Here is a 13,229-nt window from a genome sequence, read left to right as displayed (position 1 = left end):
GGAAGTCTCTCCAGGGAGTGGCGGGGAGGGGGTGGTCAGATGCGCTCGATCACGGTGGCGACACCCATGCCGCCGCCCACGCAGAGGGTGGCCAGGCCGTAGCGGAGGTCGCGGCGCTCCAGTTCGTCGACGAGGGTGCCGATGAGCATGGCGCCGGTGGCTCCGAGCGGGTGGCCGAGGGCGATGGCGCCGCCGTTGACGTTGACCTTCTCGTGGCCGAAGCCGAGTTCGCGCATGAAGCGCAGGGCGACGGCGGCGAAGGCCTCGTTGATCTCGACCAGGTCGATGTCGTCCGCGGTGAGTCCGGCCTTGGCGAGGGCCTTGCGGGTGGCGGGGGCGGGGCCGGTGAGCATGATGGTGGGCTCGGAGCCGGACACGGCGGCGGAGACGATCCGGGCGCGCGGGGTGAGTCCGTAGCGCTCGCCGATCTCGCGGGAGCCGATCGCGACCAGGGCGGCGCCGTCGACGATGCCGGAGGAGTTGCCGGCGTGGTGGACGTGGTCGATCCTCTCCACCCAGTGGTACTTCTGCAGGGCGACGGCGTCGAAGCCGCCGGCCTCGCCGATGCCGGCGAAGGAGGGCTTGAGGCCGGCCAGCGTCTCGACGGTGGTGCCGGGGCGGATGAACTCGTCGCGGTCCAGCACGATCAGGCCGTTGCGGTCGCGGACCGGCACCACCGAGCGGTCGAAGTGGCCGTCGGCCTGGGCCTTGGCGGCGCGGGCCTGGGACTCGGCGGCGAAGGCGTCCACGTCGGTGCGGCTGAGGCCCTCGACGGTGGCGATCAGGTCGGCGCCGATGCCCTGCGGGACGAAGCCCGTCTCGTACGCGGTCATCGGGTCCATCGCCCAGGCCCCGCCGTCGGAGCCCATCTTGACCCGGGACATCGACTCGACGCCGCCGGCCAGGATGAGGTCCTCCCAGCCCGAACGGACCTTCGCCGCGGCCAGGTTGACGGCCTCCAGGCCGGAGGCGCAGAAGCGGTTCTCCTGGACGCCGGCGACGGTGTCGGGCAGGCCGGCCGCGATGGCGGCGATCCGGGCGATGTCGGAGCCCTGGTCGCCGATCGGGCTGACCACGCCGAGCACGATGTCGTCGATCGCGGCCGGGTCCAGGGTCGGGAAGCGGGCCTGGAGCTCGTGGATCAGGCCGACCACCAGGTCGATCGGCTTGGTGCCGTGCAGGGAGCCGTTGGCCTTGCCGCGCCCGCGCGGGGTGCGGATCGCGTCGTAGACGAACGCTTCAGTGGTCACGGTGAGTGCCTTTCGGGGGTAGGTGACCGGGCGGTCAGCCGAGGAGGGAGCGGCCGATGATCTCTTTCATGATCTCGGTGGTGCCGCCGTAGATCGTCTGGATGCGGCCGTCGGTGAACGCCTTCGCCACCGGGTATTCCGTCATGTAGCCGTAGCCGCCGTGCAGTTGCAGGCAGCGGTCGGCGGTGCGCTTCTGCAGTTCGGTGGCCCACCACTTCGCCATCGAGGCGTCGACCGGGGTGAGCGCGTACCGGTTGTGCTCGGTGATGCAGCGGTCGACGAAGGTCCGGGTGACGGCGCACTCGGTGGCGAGTTCGGCGACCTCGAAGCGGACGTGCTGCAGCTTGGCGAGCGGCTTGCCGAAGGCGGTCCGCTGCTGGACGTAGCGGGTGGTCAGCTCCAGCAGGTGCTCGGCGCCGGCGATCGCGGAGACCGCGATGGTCAGGCGCTCCTGTGCGAGGTTCCGCATCAGGTGGACGAAGCCCCCGTTGAGCTCGCCGAGCAGGTTCTCCTTGGGGACGCGGACGTCGTCGAAGAACAGCTCGGCGGTGTCCTGGGACTTCTGGCCGATCTTGTCGAGGTTGCGGCCGCGCCGGAAGCCCGGCATGCCGCGCTCGACGACCAGCAGGCTCAGCCCGTGCGCGCCGCCCTCGGGGGTGGTGCGGGCCACCACGATCACCAGGTCGGAGATGATCCCGTTGGAGATGAAGGTCTTGCTGCCGTTGAGGAGGTAGTGGTCGCCCCGGTCGACGGCGGTGGTGCGGATGCCCTGCAGGTCGGAGCCGGCACCGGGCTCGGTCATCGCGATCGCGGTGACGATGTCGCCGCTGCAGAAGCCGGGCAGCCAGCGACCCTTCTGCTCCTCGGTCGCCAGCGAGGTCAGGTACGGGCCGATGATGTCGTTGTGCAGGCCGAGCGCCAACCCGCTCACCCCGGCCCGGGTGAACTCCTCCGCGAGGACGGCCGGGAAGCGGAAGTCGGGGGTGCCGCCGCCGCCGTACTCCTCGGGGACGGCGAGGCCGAGCAGGCCGTGGCGGCCGGCGGCGAGCCAGGCCTCCCGGTCGACGATGCCGGCCTGCTCCCAGCGCTCCTGGTGCGGCAGCACCTCCTTGGCGAGGAACGCCCGGACGGTCTCCCGGAAGGCCTCGTGCTCCTCGGTGTAGATCTCGCGCTGCACCTGCTGCTCCTCAGTGGTGTGGACGGTCGGTGCGGGACTGCGGCGACTGCGGGGGCAGCTGCTGCGGTCGTTCCTGCGGCTGCCCGTCCGGGCGGCCGGCGAGGGCGGGGACGTCCCAGTCGCGGGCGACCTCCGCGGTGTGCGCGCCCGGCAGGGCGGGCGGGCGGCGCAGCGTGCCGGGGGTGGCGGAGAACCGGGGGGCCGGGGCCGGCTGGACGACGCCGTCCTGCTCGGTGTAGCTGCCCCGGGCCTTGAGCTGGGGGTGGTCGGCGGCCTCGTCGAGGCTGAGGACGGGGGCGGTGCAGGCGTCGGTGCCCTCGAAGACGGCCGTCCAGTCGGCCCGGGTGCGGGTGGCGAAGCGGTCGGCGATCAGGGTGCGCAGCTCCGGCCAGCGGGCGAGGTCGTGCTGACCGGGGGCGTCCGCGCCGAGGCCGAGCAGCCGGGCGAACTCGGCGTAGAACTGCGGCTCCAGCGCGCCGACGGCCATGTGCCCGCCGTCGGCGGTGCGGTAGAGCGCGTAGTAGGGGGCGCCGCCGTCGAGCAGGTTGGCGCCGCGGGTGTCGTGCCAGTGGCCGGCCGCCTTGAGGCCCCAGAGCATGCTGGTGAGGTGGGCGGAGCCGTCGACGACGGCGGCGTCGACGACCTGGCCGGTGCCGGTGGCGCGGGCGTGGTGCAGGGCGGCGAGCAGGCCGACGGCCAGGTAGAGCGAGCCGCCGGCGTAGTCGCCGAGCAGGTTGGCGGGGACGCCGGGCGGGCCGCCCCTTTCGCCGGCGACCAGGCTGAGCACGCCGGCGGTGGCGATGTAGCCGATGTCGTGGCCGGCCCGGTCGGCGAGCGGGCCGTCCTGGCCCCAGCCGGTCATCCGGCCGTAGACGAGGGCGGGGTTGCGGGCGAGGCAGTGGGCGGGGCCGACGCCGAGGCGTTCGGCGACGCCGGGGCGGTAGCCCTCGATCAGCAGGTCGGCGCGGGCGACGAGGTCGAGCACGGCGGCGGGGCCGTCCGGTGCCTTGAGGTCGACCAGGACGGAGCGCTTGTTGCGGTTGGTGAGGTCGAGGGCGGGCGCGGGGCCGAGCGGCGGCGGGCCGGGGCGGTCGACGCGCACCACGTCGGCGCCGAGGTCGGCGAGCAGCATGGCGGCGAACGGGCCGGGCCCGAGGCCGGCGAGTTCGACCACGCGGACGCCGGCCAGCGGGCCGTGGGCGGCGGGGCCGAGGGGTTCGGTCACGGCCGTTCTCCCTTGTTTGACAGTTCAGCTGTCACAGTCGCGATGATAGACATGTGACCCGCCGGTAACAAGGGTCGGCCCGCACCCGGTCCGCACCCGGCACGCTGCGCCCGCGCCACGCTTGCACGGCTCGCCCGGCGGGCGGATTCTGGGGCTGACGACCGCCGTCCGAGAAGGTGATCCGCATGCACAACCACTGGATCGTCGACCTGAACTTCGAGGAGGACGAGAGCCGGACGAGCTGCACCGCCTCGCTCAGCGGGTTCAGCGCGCCCGGCGTGCGCGGCGTCGGCATCGCCCGCCGCAACCCCGACGACTCCCCCGACTCCACGATCGGCGAGGAGCTCGCCGCGGCGCGCGCCTGCTCCAACCTCGCGCACCAGCTCATCGACAAGGCCGCCGCCGGCATCGAGACCCGCACCCACGAGACCGCCCGGCTGACCTTCTGACCCGCTCGCCGGCCCCGGAGGCCGGCGGCCTTCCCACGGGTCCGGCGCAACCGCGCCGGACCCGTTGACGTGCCCGCGCCCCACCCGTAGCGTCGGCACGAACCCTCGGAGGCACCACCGACCCCTCCGGGACTCTGCGTGTCGCAGTACCCCGGGTACACACTTCACGCAGAAGGGACGCCCCCGTGGCCTCCACTCCGCGCCGCAGCAGCCTGGTCGCGATCCTCGCCGCCCTGCTGGCCGCCGTGCTCCTCCCGTTGTCCACGCCCAGCGCCCACGGCGCCGACACCCCGTTGCGGACCCTCGCATCGGCGGACGGCCGCCGGATCGGCGTCGCCGTCTCGGACAACCGCCTCACCGGCTCCACCGCCTACAGCTCGCTCGTGTCGGGGCAGTTCAACTCCGTCACGGCCGAGAACGCGATGAAGTGGGACGCCGTCGAACCGAGCCAGGGCAACCTCAACTGGGCCGCCGCCGACCGGCTGGTCGTCTTCGCCCGGGCCAACGGCCAGGTCGTCCGCGGCCACACCCTCGCCTGGCACAGCCAGGTGCCCGGCTGGATCACCAACGGCGGCTTCAGTGCCGCCCAGTTGCGCACCCTGCTGCAGCAGCACATCGCCACCGAGGCCGGCCGCTACGCCGGGAAGGTCTACGCCTGGGACGTCGTCAACGAGGCCTTCAACGACAACGGCACCCGCCGCAGCAGCATCTGGCAGGACAACCTCGGCGATGGCTGGATCGCCGACTCGCTGACCTGGGCCCACCAGGCCGACCCGGCCGCCAGGCTGTACATCAACGACTACGGCGTCGAGGGCGTCAACACGAAGAGCACCGCGCTCTACGACCTCGTCAAGTCGCTGAAGCAGCAGGGCGTTCCGATCGACGGCGTCGGCTTCCAGGCACACCTGGTCCTCGGCCAGGTGCCGTCCGACCTCAAGGCCAACCTGCAGCGGTTCGCCGACCTGGGCGTGGACGTCGCGATCACCGAGCTGGACGTCCGGATGCAGACGCCGTCCAACGCCACCACCCTCGCCTCGCAGGCCGAGGACTACCGCAAGGTGATCACCGCCTGCCGGGCCGTCGCCCGCTGCGTCGGCGTGACCGTCTGGGGCCTGGACGACGCCGACTCCTGGGTGCCGGGCGTCTTCTCCGGCTACGGCGCGGCCACCCTGTACGACGAGAACCTGCAGGCCAAGCCCGCCTGGGCGGCGGTGGCCGCGGCCTTCGGCGGCTCCACGGCCAGCCCGTCGCCGTCCGGTTCCGGCTCCGGCTCCCCGTCCTCGTCGGCCTCGCCCTCGCCGTCCGCCCCGCCCAGCTCCTCTCCGCTGCCGGGCGGCTGCACCGTCGCGTACCGGATCGCCAACCGGTGGACGGGCGGCTTCACCGCCGACGTCACCGTGACCAACAAGGGCACCTCGGCGATCGGCCCGTGGCAGGTGGGCTGGCAGTTCGGTGCCGGCCAGCAGGTCACCCAGGGCTGGAGCGCGGTGTTCACCCAGTCCGGATCGGCCGTGACCGCGGCCAACCCGCCCTGGGCGACCGGCCTCGCCCCCGGCGCGTCCTACGGGTTCGGCTTCAACGGCAGTTGGGGCACGAGCAACCCGGTACCCGCCTCGTTCACCCTGAACGGGACGGTCTGCACCACCGCCTGATCCCCGCACGAACGGCGGGCCGGCTCCCCCTCGGGGGCCGGCCCGCTCCGCATCTTTGCAGGACAGCCGCAGTGCGGGACGCCGACAGGCAGCTTCCACAGCTTCCCTACCGGCGGGTAGAGTGCGGCGACCGGCCCACCCTCCGACCCGTCCGTCCGGCGTCGGGCCGCGTCCGCACTCCGACGAGAACTGGTGAACCCATGACAGTCCGGACCAAGCCCGCCCTCTGGTGGCGGCTGGCCATCGTGCTCTCGGCCGGCCTGGGGCTGGTCCTCAGCAACAGCTCGCTGGTGTACTTCACCCTCGAGAGCAACGTCATCGTGCTCGGCTACTTCATCTCCGCCGTGTACTGGATGGTCAAGCGCAACACCGTCGACGCGCCCGCGCCCCGGCTGCGCGGCGCCGCCACGCTGTACATCGTGATCACCGGCCTGGTCTCGCACATCCTGCTCCAGCACGGCGAGAGCCCGCTGCCCGGCCTGGTCTCCGGCCCCGACCGGCTGCAGCACTGGTCCAGCTTCTTCCTGCACTACACGACGCCGCTGATGGTCGTCGCCGACTGGCTGCTGCTGAAGCCCCGCAACGCCTCCCGCTGGAAGGACATCCCGCTCTGGCTGGCCTTCCCGCTCGGCTACGCGCTGGTCACCGAGGCCCGGGCGATCCTCTTCCCGTCCTTCCCGCTGAAGTACCCCTACTTCTTCCTCGACCCCACCACGGACGGCTACGGCTGGGTCGCCGGCCAGATCGGCCAGCTGACCGTCGAGTTCGTCGTCCTCGCGGTCGTCGTGGTCGGCCTCGACCGGCTCGGCACCAGGCTCGTCGGCGGCCGCGCCCCCGCCCCGACGGCCGAGGCGGCCGGGGCGCCCGCCGAGGGCTGACCGCCGCGGGCCGGCCCGGCAGCGCCGCCGGCCACCGAGAGCCCGCCGGGGAGGGACGACCGCAGGGGGTCGGCCCTCCCCGGCGCCTTTCCGGCCCGGGACGGCCTACAGCGGGTCGACCGTGCGCAGGCTGCCGCCGTCCAGCTCCAGCCAGCGGGTGATGCCGATCGACCGCAGGAACGGCACGTCGTGGCTGACCACCACCAGCGCACCCCGGTAGCCGGACAGCGCCTGGGTGAGCTGGCGGACGCTCGCCAGGTCCAGGTTGTTGGTCGGCTCGTCCAGCAGCAGCAGCTGCGGCGGCGGCTCGGAGAGCAGCAGCGCGGCCAGCGTCGCCCGGAACCGCTCCCCGCCGGACAGCGTGCCGGCCGGCCGGTCGGCCCGCTCGCCGCGGAACAGGAACCGGGCCAGCCGCGCCCGGATCGCGTTGTTCCCCGCCGAAGGGGCGAACTGCCGCACGTTGCCGACCACGCTCAGCCCGTCGTCCAGCAGGTCGAGCCGCTGCGGGAGGTACCGCATCGGCACCGGCGTGCCCACCTCGCCCGCCGCCGGGGCGAGTTCGCCCGCCACGGTGCGCAGCAGGGTGGTCTTGCCCGAGCCGTTCCGCCCGACCAGGGCCACCCGCTCCGGGCCGCGCAGCTCCAGGTCGATCGGCGCGGCACCGACCGGCCCGTGCGCCGGACGCACCCGGTCGAGGAGGAGCACCGTCCGGCCTGCCGGGACGGCCGTGTGCGGCAGGTCGATCCGGATCTCCGCGTCGTCGCGGACGGCCTCCTCCGCCGCGGTCAGCCGCTCCTTCGCATCGGCCAGCCGCTCGGCGTGCATGCCGCGCACCCGCCCGGAGGTCGCCTCGGCCTTGTTCTTGAACGCCCCGGCGAGGATCTTCGGGTCGTTGCGCTGGGCGGACTTCGCCTTCCCGTACGCGGCGCTGCGCTCCAGCCGGGCGCGGGCCTCGATCAGGTCGCGCTTCTGCCGCTGCACGTCGGCCGCGGCATTGCGCACCAGCCGCTCCGCGGTCTCCTGCTCGGCGGCCAGCGTCCGCTCGTAGTCCGCGAAGTTGCCGCCGTACCAGGTCACCGAGCCGTCCCTGAGGTCGGCGATCTGGTCGACGTGCTGCAGCAGTTCGCGGTCGTGGCTGACGATCACCATGACCCCGCGCCAGGCGGCCACCGCCTCGTACAGCCGCGCACGGGCGGACCGGTCGAGGTTGTTGGTGGGCTCGTCCAGCAGCAGGACGTCCGGACGACGCAGCAGCAGCGCCGCGAGGTGCAGCAGCACGCCCTCGCCGCCGGAGAGTTCACCGGTGGTGCGGTCCAGGTCGAGGCGGCCGAGGCCGAGGCGGCCCAGGGTCTCCCGGGCACGCTCCTCGACGTCCCAGTCGTCGCCGACCGCGGTGAAGTGCCGCTCGTCGGTGTCGCCGGACTCGATGGCGTGCAGGGCCTCGCGGGCCGCCCGGATGCCGAGCGCCTCGTCGACCCGCTCGTCCTGCCGCAGGGTGAGCCCCTGCGGCAGGTAGCCGAGCTCGCCGCCGACCCGGACGGTGCCCGAGGTCGGCGTCAACTCCCCGGCGATCAGCCGGAGAAGGGTGGACTTGCCGGCGCCGTTGAGGCCGATCAGACCGGTGCGGCCCGGGCCGACGGCGAGGTGGAAGCCCTCCAGGACGGGGGCACCGTCGGGCCACTCGAAGGACAGGTCCGAGCAGAGGACGGACGTGGTGGGTTGAGCCATGGATGGCCTCCTGCGGTTGCTACGGATGAGAGAGGGAGCAACACGGGAGACACCGCGGGAGCGGCAGGACGGCACAGGGGAGCGGCACGGGCACCACGCAGGGGCCGGCTCTCGTCCGAGGTCGCACGCTCACGCGCTCCACCGCCGACGATCGGTCGGGCGGGAGCTGTCGAGCGGTGTCTCGTGACCTCAGAAGAGCAAGGGCCTTCTCCAGACATGCGGGGCTGTCGTGCGAACACCCACCACCGTACGGACCGCTCCCCCCGCGGAGCAACGGATTTAACCGGCGGTCGGTCGGCCCGGTGACGGCGGGGCTTGAGTCTCCGGTAGGGGGAGACGTGAAGGTGGGGGCATGAACGGCGAGACGCTCTATTCGATCGGTGATCTGGCCCGGAGGACGGGTCTGACGGTGAAGGCCATCCGGTTCTACGCGGACACCGGGATCGTGCCACCGACCGACCGCACTCCGGCCGGGTACCGCCGGTACGGCACCGATGCCGTCGCACGCCTCGAACTCGTACGCACTCTGCGCGAGTTGGGAATCGACCTGGCGACCATTCGCAAGGTCATGGACCGGGAGGTCTCGCTGACGGACGTCGCGGCGACGCACGCCGAGGCACTGGACGTGCAGATCCGCGTCCTGCGGCAGCGCCGCGCCGTGCTGACCGCGGTGGCCAGGCGCGGCTCGACCCCCCAGGAGACGGACCTCATGCACAAGCTGGCACGCCTGTCGGAAGCCGAACGGCATTGTCTGATCGACGACTTCCTCGGTGCCGTGTTCGACGGCCTGCGTGATCACCCCGCGTTCGCGGCGGTCGTGCGCTCATTGACACCCGAACTGCCCGGCGACCCCGAGCCCGAGCAGATCGAGGCGTGGGTGGAGCTGGCCGAACTGCTCCGGGACCACGATTTCCGCACCACGCTGCACGGTACGGCCCAGGACCTGGCGGCCGACCGGGCCCCGGACGACGCCGGAGGACTGCCCCGGATCCTCGCCGATGCCGTCCGGGTTCAGGTGGCACCGGCTCTCGAGGCCGGGGTCGAGCCGGACTCGCCTGCGGCGGAGCCGATCGTGGCCGCACTCGCGGCCCACTACGCGCGCATCCTCGGCTGCCCGGCCTCGCACGATCCCCGCACCCTCTACCGGCGTCTCGCCGCCCGGCTGGAGCAGATGAACGACCCGCGCCGGGACCACTACCTGTCGTTGCTGGCCGTCGTCAACGGCTGGCCGGCACCCGGGAGCCTGGCGCCCGTGCTCACCTGGTCCACCGCGGCGTTCCGCACCCGGATACCGCGGCGATGAGCCGATCACCTGCCACACCCGACACCGCACGACCGGAGCACCCGACCCCGTACCGGTTCCTTGCCGACTACCGGAGTCTGCTCGACGTACCCGGCTTCTGGCGCATGGTCGTCATCGGTACGACGTCGAAGCTCGCCGCGAGCATGACGGGTCTGAGCCTGCTGCCCCTGGTCAGCGGCCCCCGTTCGTACGGGACCGCCGGACTGGCGGTGAGCTGCTCCACCCTCGGCCAGGGGCTGAGCGCACCGTTGCGTGGACGCCTCGTCGACCGCCTTCCGATCCGCCCGGTCCTCCTCGGCTGCCTTGCGGCCCATCTCGCCGCCACCGTCGCCGTGATCGTGGCGGTGCGGAACGGCGCCGGCACCGTGCCGGTCTGTTCACTGGCCGCAGCCGTCGGCGCGAGTGCTCCACCCGTCGCGGTCATGATGCGTTCCGTCCGGCGCGGCGTCACCACCGGCACGACCCTGAGGACGGCGATGGCGCTCGACACCTCCATGACGGGTGCCGCGCTGATCGTCGGCCCGGTGCTCGCCGGCTGGCTCGGCCTGTCGCTGTCGCCCCTCCTGCCGTACGCGGCCATCACCACATCGACGGTCACCGGCGTCGTCCTGGTGGTGGTCGACTCCTCTGCCGTGGTCGTGCCTCCGGCCGCGGCCGGGCACCTGCGGGGGCCCTGGGCGTCGCCGGCGTTGCGCCGTCTGCTGGCCGCCGAAGCCCTGTTCGTGATGGGGGTGACGGCCCTGGACGTGGTGCTGCCGATCCACGCCCGCCAGGAGGACGCGGCCGGGCTGGCCGGCCTGTACCCGGGCGGCCTCGCGGTCGGCAGCGTCGTGGGGAGCCCCGCTCCGGGTACGGCGACGAAGCGGCTGTCGCACGGGCTCGCGTTGCCCGTCCTGCTCGGCGTGGTCGCCCTCGGATGCACCGCTCTGGCCGCGGCCGCAAGGCTCTCCCCGACGGCGGTCCTCCTGGTGTGCCCGATCGCCGGCCTGGTCATCGGGTCGCTCTTCGCCCTTCTGCGCACCACAGGAGGTGATCTGGCCCCGGCCGGGCAGGTCACCGGGACCATGTCCTGGCTCAGCACCGTCGACCTGGCCGGCGGTGCCGCGGGGGCAGCCGTGTTCGCGCACCTCGCCGATGCGGAAGGAAGCCCGACGGCACTCGCGCTCGTCCCCGTGGTGGTCGCGACGGCCGCGGTGGCCGGCCGGCGGGTCCAGGCACACCCCTGTCGGTAGAACCGCCCCCGTACGGTTCTGCGTCTCCTGGGGTGTGGGCAGGTCTGCAGGTAGTGCCTGCCCGGTCCCGGACGGGGGACGTCATGATTCGATTCGGCAAGCGCACCCTGGCCCTCGGTTCCGCCGCCGCCCTGCTCGCCGCAGGCGGGGCGGTCGCCGCCGCGCAGAGCGTCCAGGCCGCACCCGCGACCCCGACCTGTCAGGCCGGCGACCTGTACCTGGCCGTCGGCAGCCCGCAGGGCGCCGCGGGGTCCTTCCTCTACCCGGTGGAGTTCACCAACACCTCCACCCACTCCTGTGCGCTGCGCGGTTACCCCGGTGTCAGCGTGCTCACGACCGGCCACGCCATGATCGGTGCGCCGGCCACCCGCAACGGTGTCCCGGCGAGCACGGTGGTGCTCGCGCCGGCCCGCACCGCGGCGGCGACGATCCGCACCAACGACCCGGGTGTCGTCCCGAGCTGCCGGACGACCTCGACCTACCTCGGGGTGTACCCGCCGGCCAGCACCCAGCAGATGCTGGTCCCGTACCACCTGCGGGTGTGCGGGCTCTTCGAGATCAGCCCGGTGCAGAGCTCCTGACCGCGGCGGTCACGGCCGCCCGGGCCGGGGCCGCGGCCCGGGCGGCCTAGAATCGGCGCATCATGAGCGCCACTCTCGTAGTCAAGGACCTCGCTGCCGGCCACGGCGAGCGCACCCTCTTCGCCGGGCTCGACCTGGTCGTCGCGCCCGGCGACGTGATCGGCCTGGTCGGGGTGAACGGGGCGGGCAAGTCGACGCTGCTGCGCCTGCTGGCCGGCCTGGACACCCCGGAGGGCGGTGCGCTGCGGCTGAGCCCGCCGACCGCGAACGTCGGGCACCTGCCGCAGGAGCCGGAGCGTCGCCCCGGCGAGTCGGTCCGGGACTTCCTGGCCCGGCGGACGGGTGTGGCGGCCGCGCAGGCCGCCCTGGACGAGGCCACCGAGGGCCTGGTGGAGAGCCGTCCCGGCGCGGACGACGAGTACGCGGTGGCCCTGGACCGCTGGCTGGACCTCGGCGGCGCGGACCTGGAGGAGCGTGCCGAGGAGGTCGCCGACCAGCTCGGCCTGAAGGTCTCGCTGGACCTGCCGATGACGGCGCTCTCCGGCGGCCAGGCGGCCCGGGCCGGCCTCGCCTCGCTGCTGCTGTCGCGCTACGACGTCTTCCTGCTGGACGAGCCGACCAACGACCTCGACCTGGACGGCCTGGAGCGGCTGGAGTCCTTCGTCAAGGGCCTGCGCGCGGGCACGGTGCTGATCAGCCACGACCGCGAGTTCCTGGCCCGGACGGTGACCCGGGTGCTGGAGCTGGACCTGCACCAGCAGCAGGTCAACCTGTACGGCGGCGGCTACGAGGCGTACCTGGAGGAGCGGGCGGTGGCCCGCCGGCACGCCCGCGAGCAGTACGAGGACTACGCGGACACCAGGGCCTCGCTGGAGACCCGCGCGCAGATGCAGCGCAACTGGATGGAGCACGGCGTCCGCAACGCCCGCCGCAAGGGCGGCGACAACGACAAGAAGGCGCGGGCGACCCGCGCGGAGTCGACGGAGAAGCAGGCCTCGAAGGCCCGGCAGACGCAGCGCATGATCGAGCGGCTGGACGTGGTCGAGGAGCCGCGCAAGGAGTGGGAGCTGCGGATGGAGATCGCCGCCGCGCCGCGCTCCGGCGCCGTGGTGGCCACCCTGCGCGGTGCGACCGCACGGCGCGGGGACTTCTCCTTCGGGCCGGTGGACCTGCAGATCGACTGGGCGGACCGGGTGGCGATCACCGGGGCGAACGGCGCGGGCAAGTCCACGCTGCTGGCCGCGCTGCTGGGCCGGCTCGACCTGGACGGCGGCAGTGCCGCGCTGGGTTCGGGCGTGGTGGTCGGCGAGGTCGACCAGGCCCGCGGGCTGTTCCTCGGGGACGAGCCGCTGTCGGACGCGTTCGCGGCGGCGGTGCCGGAGTTCACCGAGGAGGAGGTGCGCACGCTGCTGGCCAAGTTCGGGCTGAAGGCGGTGCACGTGCTGCGTCCGGCGGGCACCCTGTCGCCGGGCGAGCGGACCAGGGCGGCGCTGGCGCTGCTGCAGGCCCGCGGGGTGAACCTGCTGGTGCTGGACGAGCCGACCAACCACCTGGACCTGCCGGCGATCGAGCAGTTGGAGTCGGCGCTGGCCTCGTACACCGGGACGCTGCTGCTGGTGACGCACGACCGCCGGATGCTGGAGGCGGTCACGGTGAACCGGCGGCTGGTGGTCGAGGGAGGCCGGGTCCGCGAGCTCTGACGGCCCGGGCCGTGCCGGTAGGAGGTCTGTACCACCGGGCGGCCGTGTGCTGTG

Annotated in this window: 11 protein-coding genes; 7 read left to right on the top strand and 4 right to left on the bottom strand. The window is 73.3% G+C overall.

Annotation, left to right across the window (positions count from 1 at the left end):
- Positions 1 to 35 precede the first annotated feature (35 nt).
- Genes AB0442_RS16085 through AB0442_RS16075 form a run of 3 tightly spaced genes read right to left on the bottom strand, consistent with a single transcriptional unit; the run spans position 36 to position 3,652 of the window.
- On the bottom strand, positions 36 to 1,250 hold the full coding sequence (locus tag AB0442_RS16085) for an acetyl-CoA C-acetyltransferase (RefSeq protein ID WP_366163327.1): 1,215 nt from the start codon (positions 1,248 to 1,250) through the stop codon (positions 36 to 38).
- Between the two features lie 34 nt (positions 1,251 to 1,284).
- Positions 1,285 to 2,427, bottom strand: coding sequence for an acyl-CoA dehydrogenase family protein (locus tag AB0442_RS16080; RefSeq protein ID WP_363540237.1), 1,143 nt, complete (start codon positions 2,425 to 2,427; stop codon positions 1,285 to 1,287).
- A 10-nt stretch (positions 2,428 to 2,437) separates the two neighbouring features.
- Positions 2,438 to 3,652, bottom strand: coding sequence for a CaiB/BaiF CoA-transferase family protein (locus AB0442_RS16075; protein ID WP_366163324.1), 1,215 nt, complete (start codon positions 3,650 to 3,652; stop codon positions 2,438 to 2,440).
- Between the two features lie 185 nt (positions 3,653 to 3,837).
- Here AB0442_RS16075 and AB0442_RS16070 point away from each other — a divergent pair, with 185 nt between their 5' ends.
- From AB0442_RS16070 to AB0442_RS16060, 3 genes are all read left to right on the top strand, one after another.
- Positions 3,838 to 4,101, top strand: coding sequence for a DUF1876 domain-containing protein (locus AB0442_RS16070; protein ID WP_363493760.1), 264 nt, complete (start codon positions 3,838 to 3,840; stop codon positions 4,099 to 4,101).
- A 185-nt stretch (positions 4,102 to 4,286) separates the two neighbouring features.
- On the top strand, positions 4,287 to 5,753 hold the full coding sequence (locus AB0442_RS16065) for an endo-1,4-beta-xylanase (RefSeq protein ID WP_366163322.1): 1,467 nt from the start codon (positions 4,287 to 4,289) through the stop codon (positions 5,751 to 5,753).
- 200 nt (positions 5,754 to 5,953) lie between these two features.
- Entirely contained in the window at positions 5,954 to 6,631 is a 678-nt protein-coding gene (locus AB0442_RS16060) for a Pr6Pr family membrane protein (protein WP_366163320.1), read from the top strand.
- 105 nt (positions 6,632 to 6,736) lie between these two features.
- On the opposite strand, the gene AB0442_RS16055 is transcribed toward AB0442_RS16060, so the two are convergent.
- The gene (locus AB0442_RS16055; protein ID WP_366163319.1) at positions 6,737 to 8,359 is read right to left on the bottom strand and encodes an ABC-F family ATP-binding cassette domain-containing protein; all 1,623 of its coding nucleotides are present in this window, start codon (positions 8,357 to 8,359) and stop codon (positions 6,737 to 6,739) included.
- 352 nt (positions 8,360 to 8,711) lie between these two features.
- On the opposite strand from AB0442_RS16055, the gene AB0442_RS16050 reads away from it, so the two are divergent.
- From AB0442_RS16050 to AB0442_RS16035, 4 genes are all read left to right on the top strand, one after another.
- Entirely contained in the window at positions 8,712 to 9,662 is a 951-nt protein-coding gene (locus tag AB0442_RS16050) for a MerR family transcriptional regulator (protein ID WP_366163317.1), read from the top strand.
- Positions 9,659 to 10,894, top strand: coding sequence for an MFS transporter (locus AB0442_RS16045; protein WP_366163316.1), 1,236 nt, complete (start codon positions 9,659 to 9,661; stop codon positions 10,892 to 10,894). Before AB0442_RS16050 ends, AB0442_RS16045 begins: the two co-directional genes overlap by 4 nt.
- Positions 10,895 to 10,977: 83 nt before the next feature.
- Entirely contained in the window at positions 10,978 to 11,475 is a 498-nt protein-coding gene (locus AB0442_RS16040) for a DUF4232 domain-containing protein (protein ID WP_366163315.1), read from the top strand.
- 62 nt (positions 11,476 to 11,537) lie between these two features.
- A complete protein-coding gene (locus AB0442_RS16035; RefSeq protein ID WP_366163313.1) occupies positions 11,538 to 13,175 on the top strand; it encodes an ABC-F family ATP-binding cassette domain-containing protein in 1,638 nt (545 codons plus the stop codon).
- The last annotated feature ends 54 nt before the right edge of the window (positions 13,176 to 13,229 follow it).

Origin of the sequence: Kitasatospora sp. NPDC085895, assembly GCF_040702125.1 — a bacterium.
In the GTDB taxonomy this organism is placed as follows: domain Bacteria; phylum Actinomycetota; class Actinomycetes; order Streptomycetales; family Streptomycetaceae; genus Kitasatospora; species Kitasatospora arboriphila.
This window is presented reverse-complemented; position numbering and strand designations above follow the sequence as displayed.

What these genes read in the sequence shown, in the direction of transcription:
- AB0442_RS16040 (WP_366163315.1), top strand. Translation starts at nt 10,978, where the DNA reads ATGATTCGATTCGGCAAGCGCACCCTGGCCCTCGGTTCCGCCGCCGCC.
- AB0442_RS16060 (WP_366163320.1), top strand. Translation starts at nt 5,954, where the DNA reads ATGACAGTCCGGACCAAGCCCGCCCTCTGGTGGCGGCTGGCCATCGTG.
- AB0442_RS16055 (WP_366163319.1), bottom strand. Translation starts at nt 8,359, where the DNA reads ATGGCTCAACCCACCACGTCCGTCCTCTGCTCGGACCTGTCCTTCGAG.
- AB0442_RS16070 (WP_363493760.1), top strand. Translation starts at nt 3,838, where the DNA reads ATGCACAACCACTGGATCGTCGACCTGAACTTCGAGGAGGACGAGAGC.
- AB0442_RS16050 (WP_366163317.1), top strand. Translation starts at nt 8,712, where the DNA reads ATGAACGGCGAGACGCTCTATTCGATCGGTGATCTGGCCCGGAGGACG.
- AB0442_RS16045 (WP_366163316.1), top strand. Translation starts at nt 9,659, where the DNA reads ATGAGCCGATCACCTGCCACACCCGACACCGCACGACCGGAGCACCCG.
- AB0442_RS16035 (WP_366163313.1), top strand. Translation starts at nt 11,538, where the DNA reads ATGAGCGCCACTCTCGTAGTCAAGGACCTCGCTGCCGGCCACGGCGAG.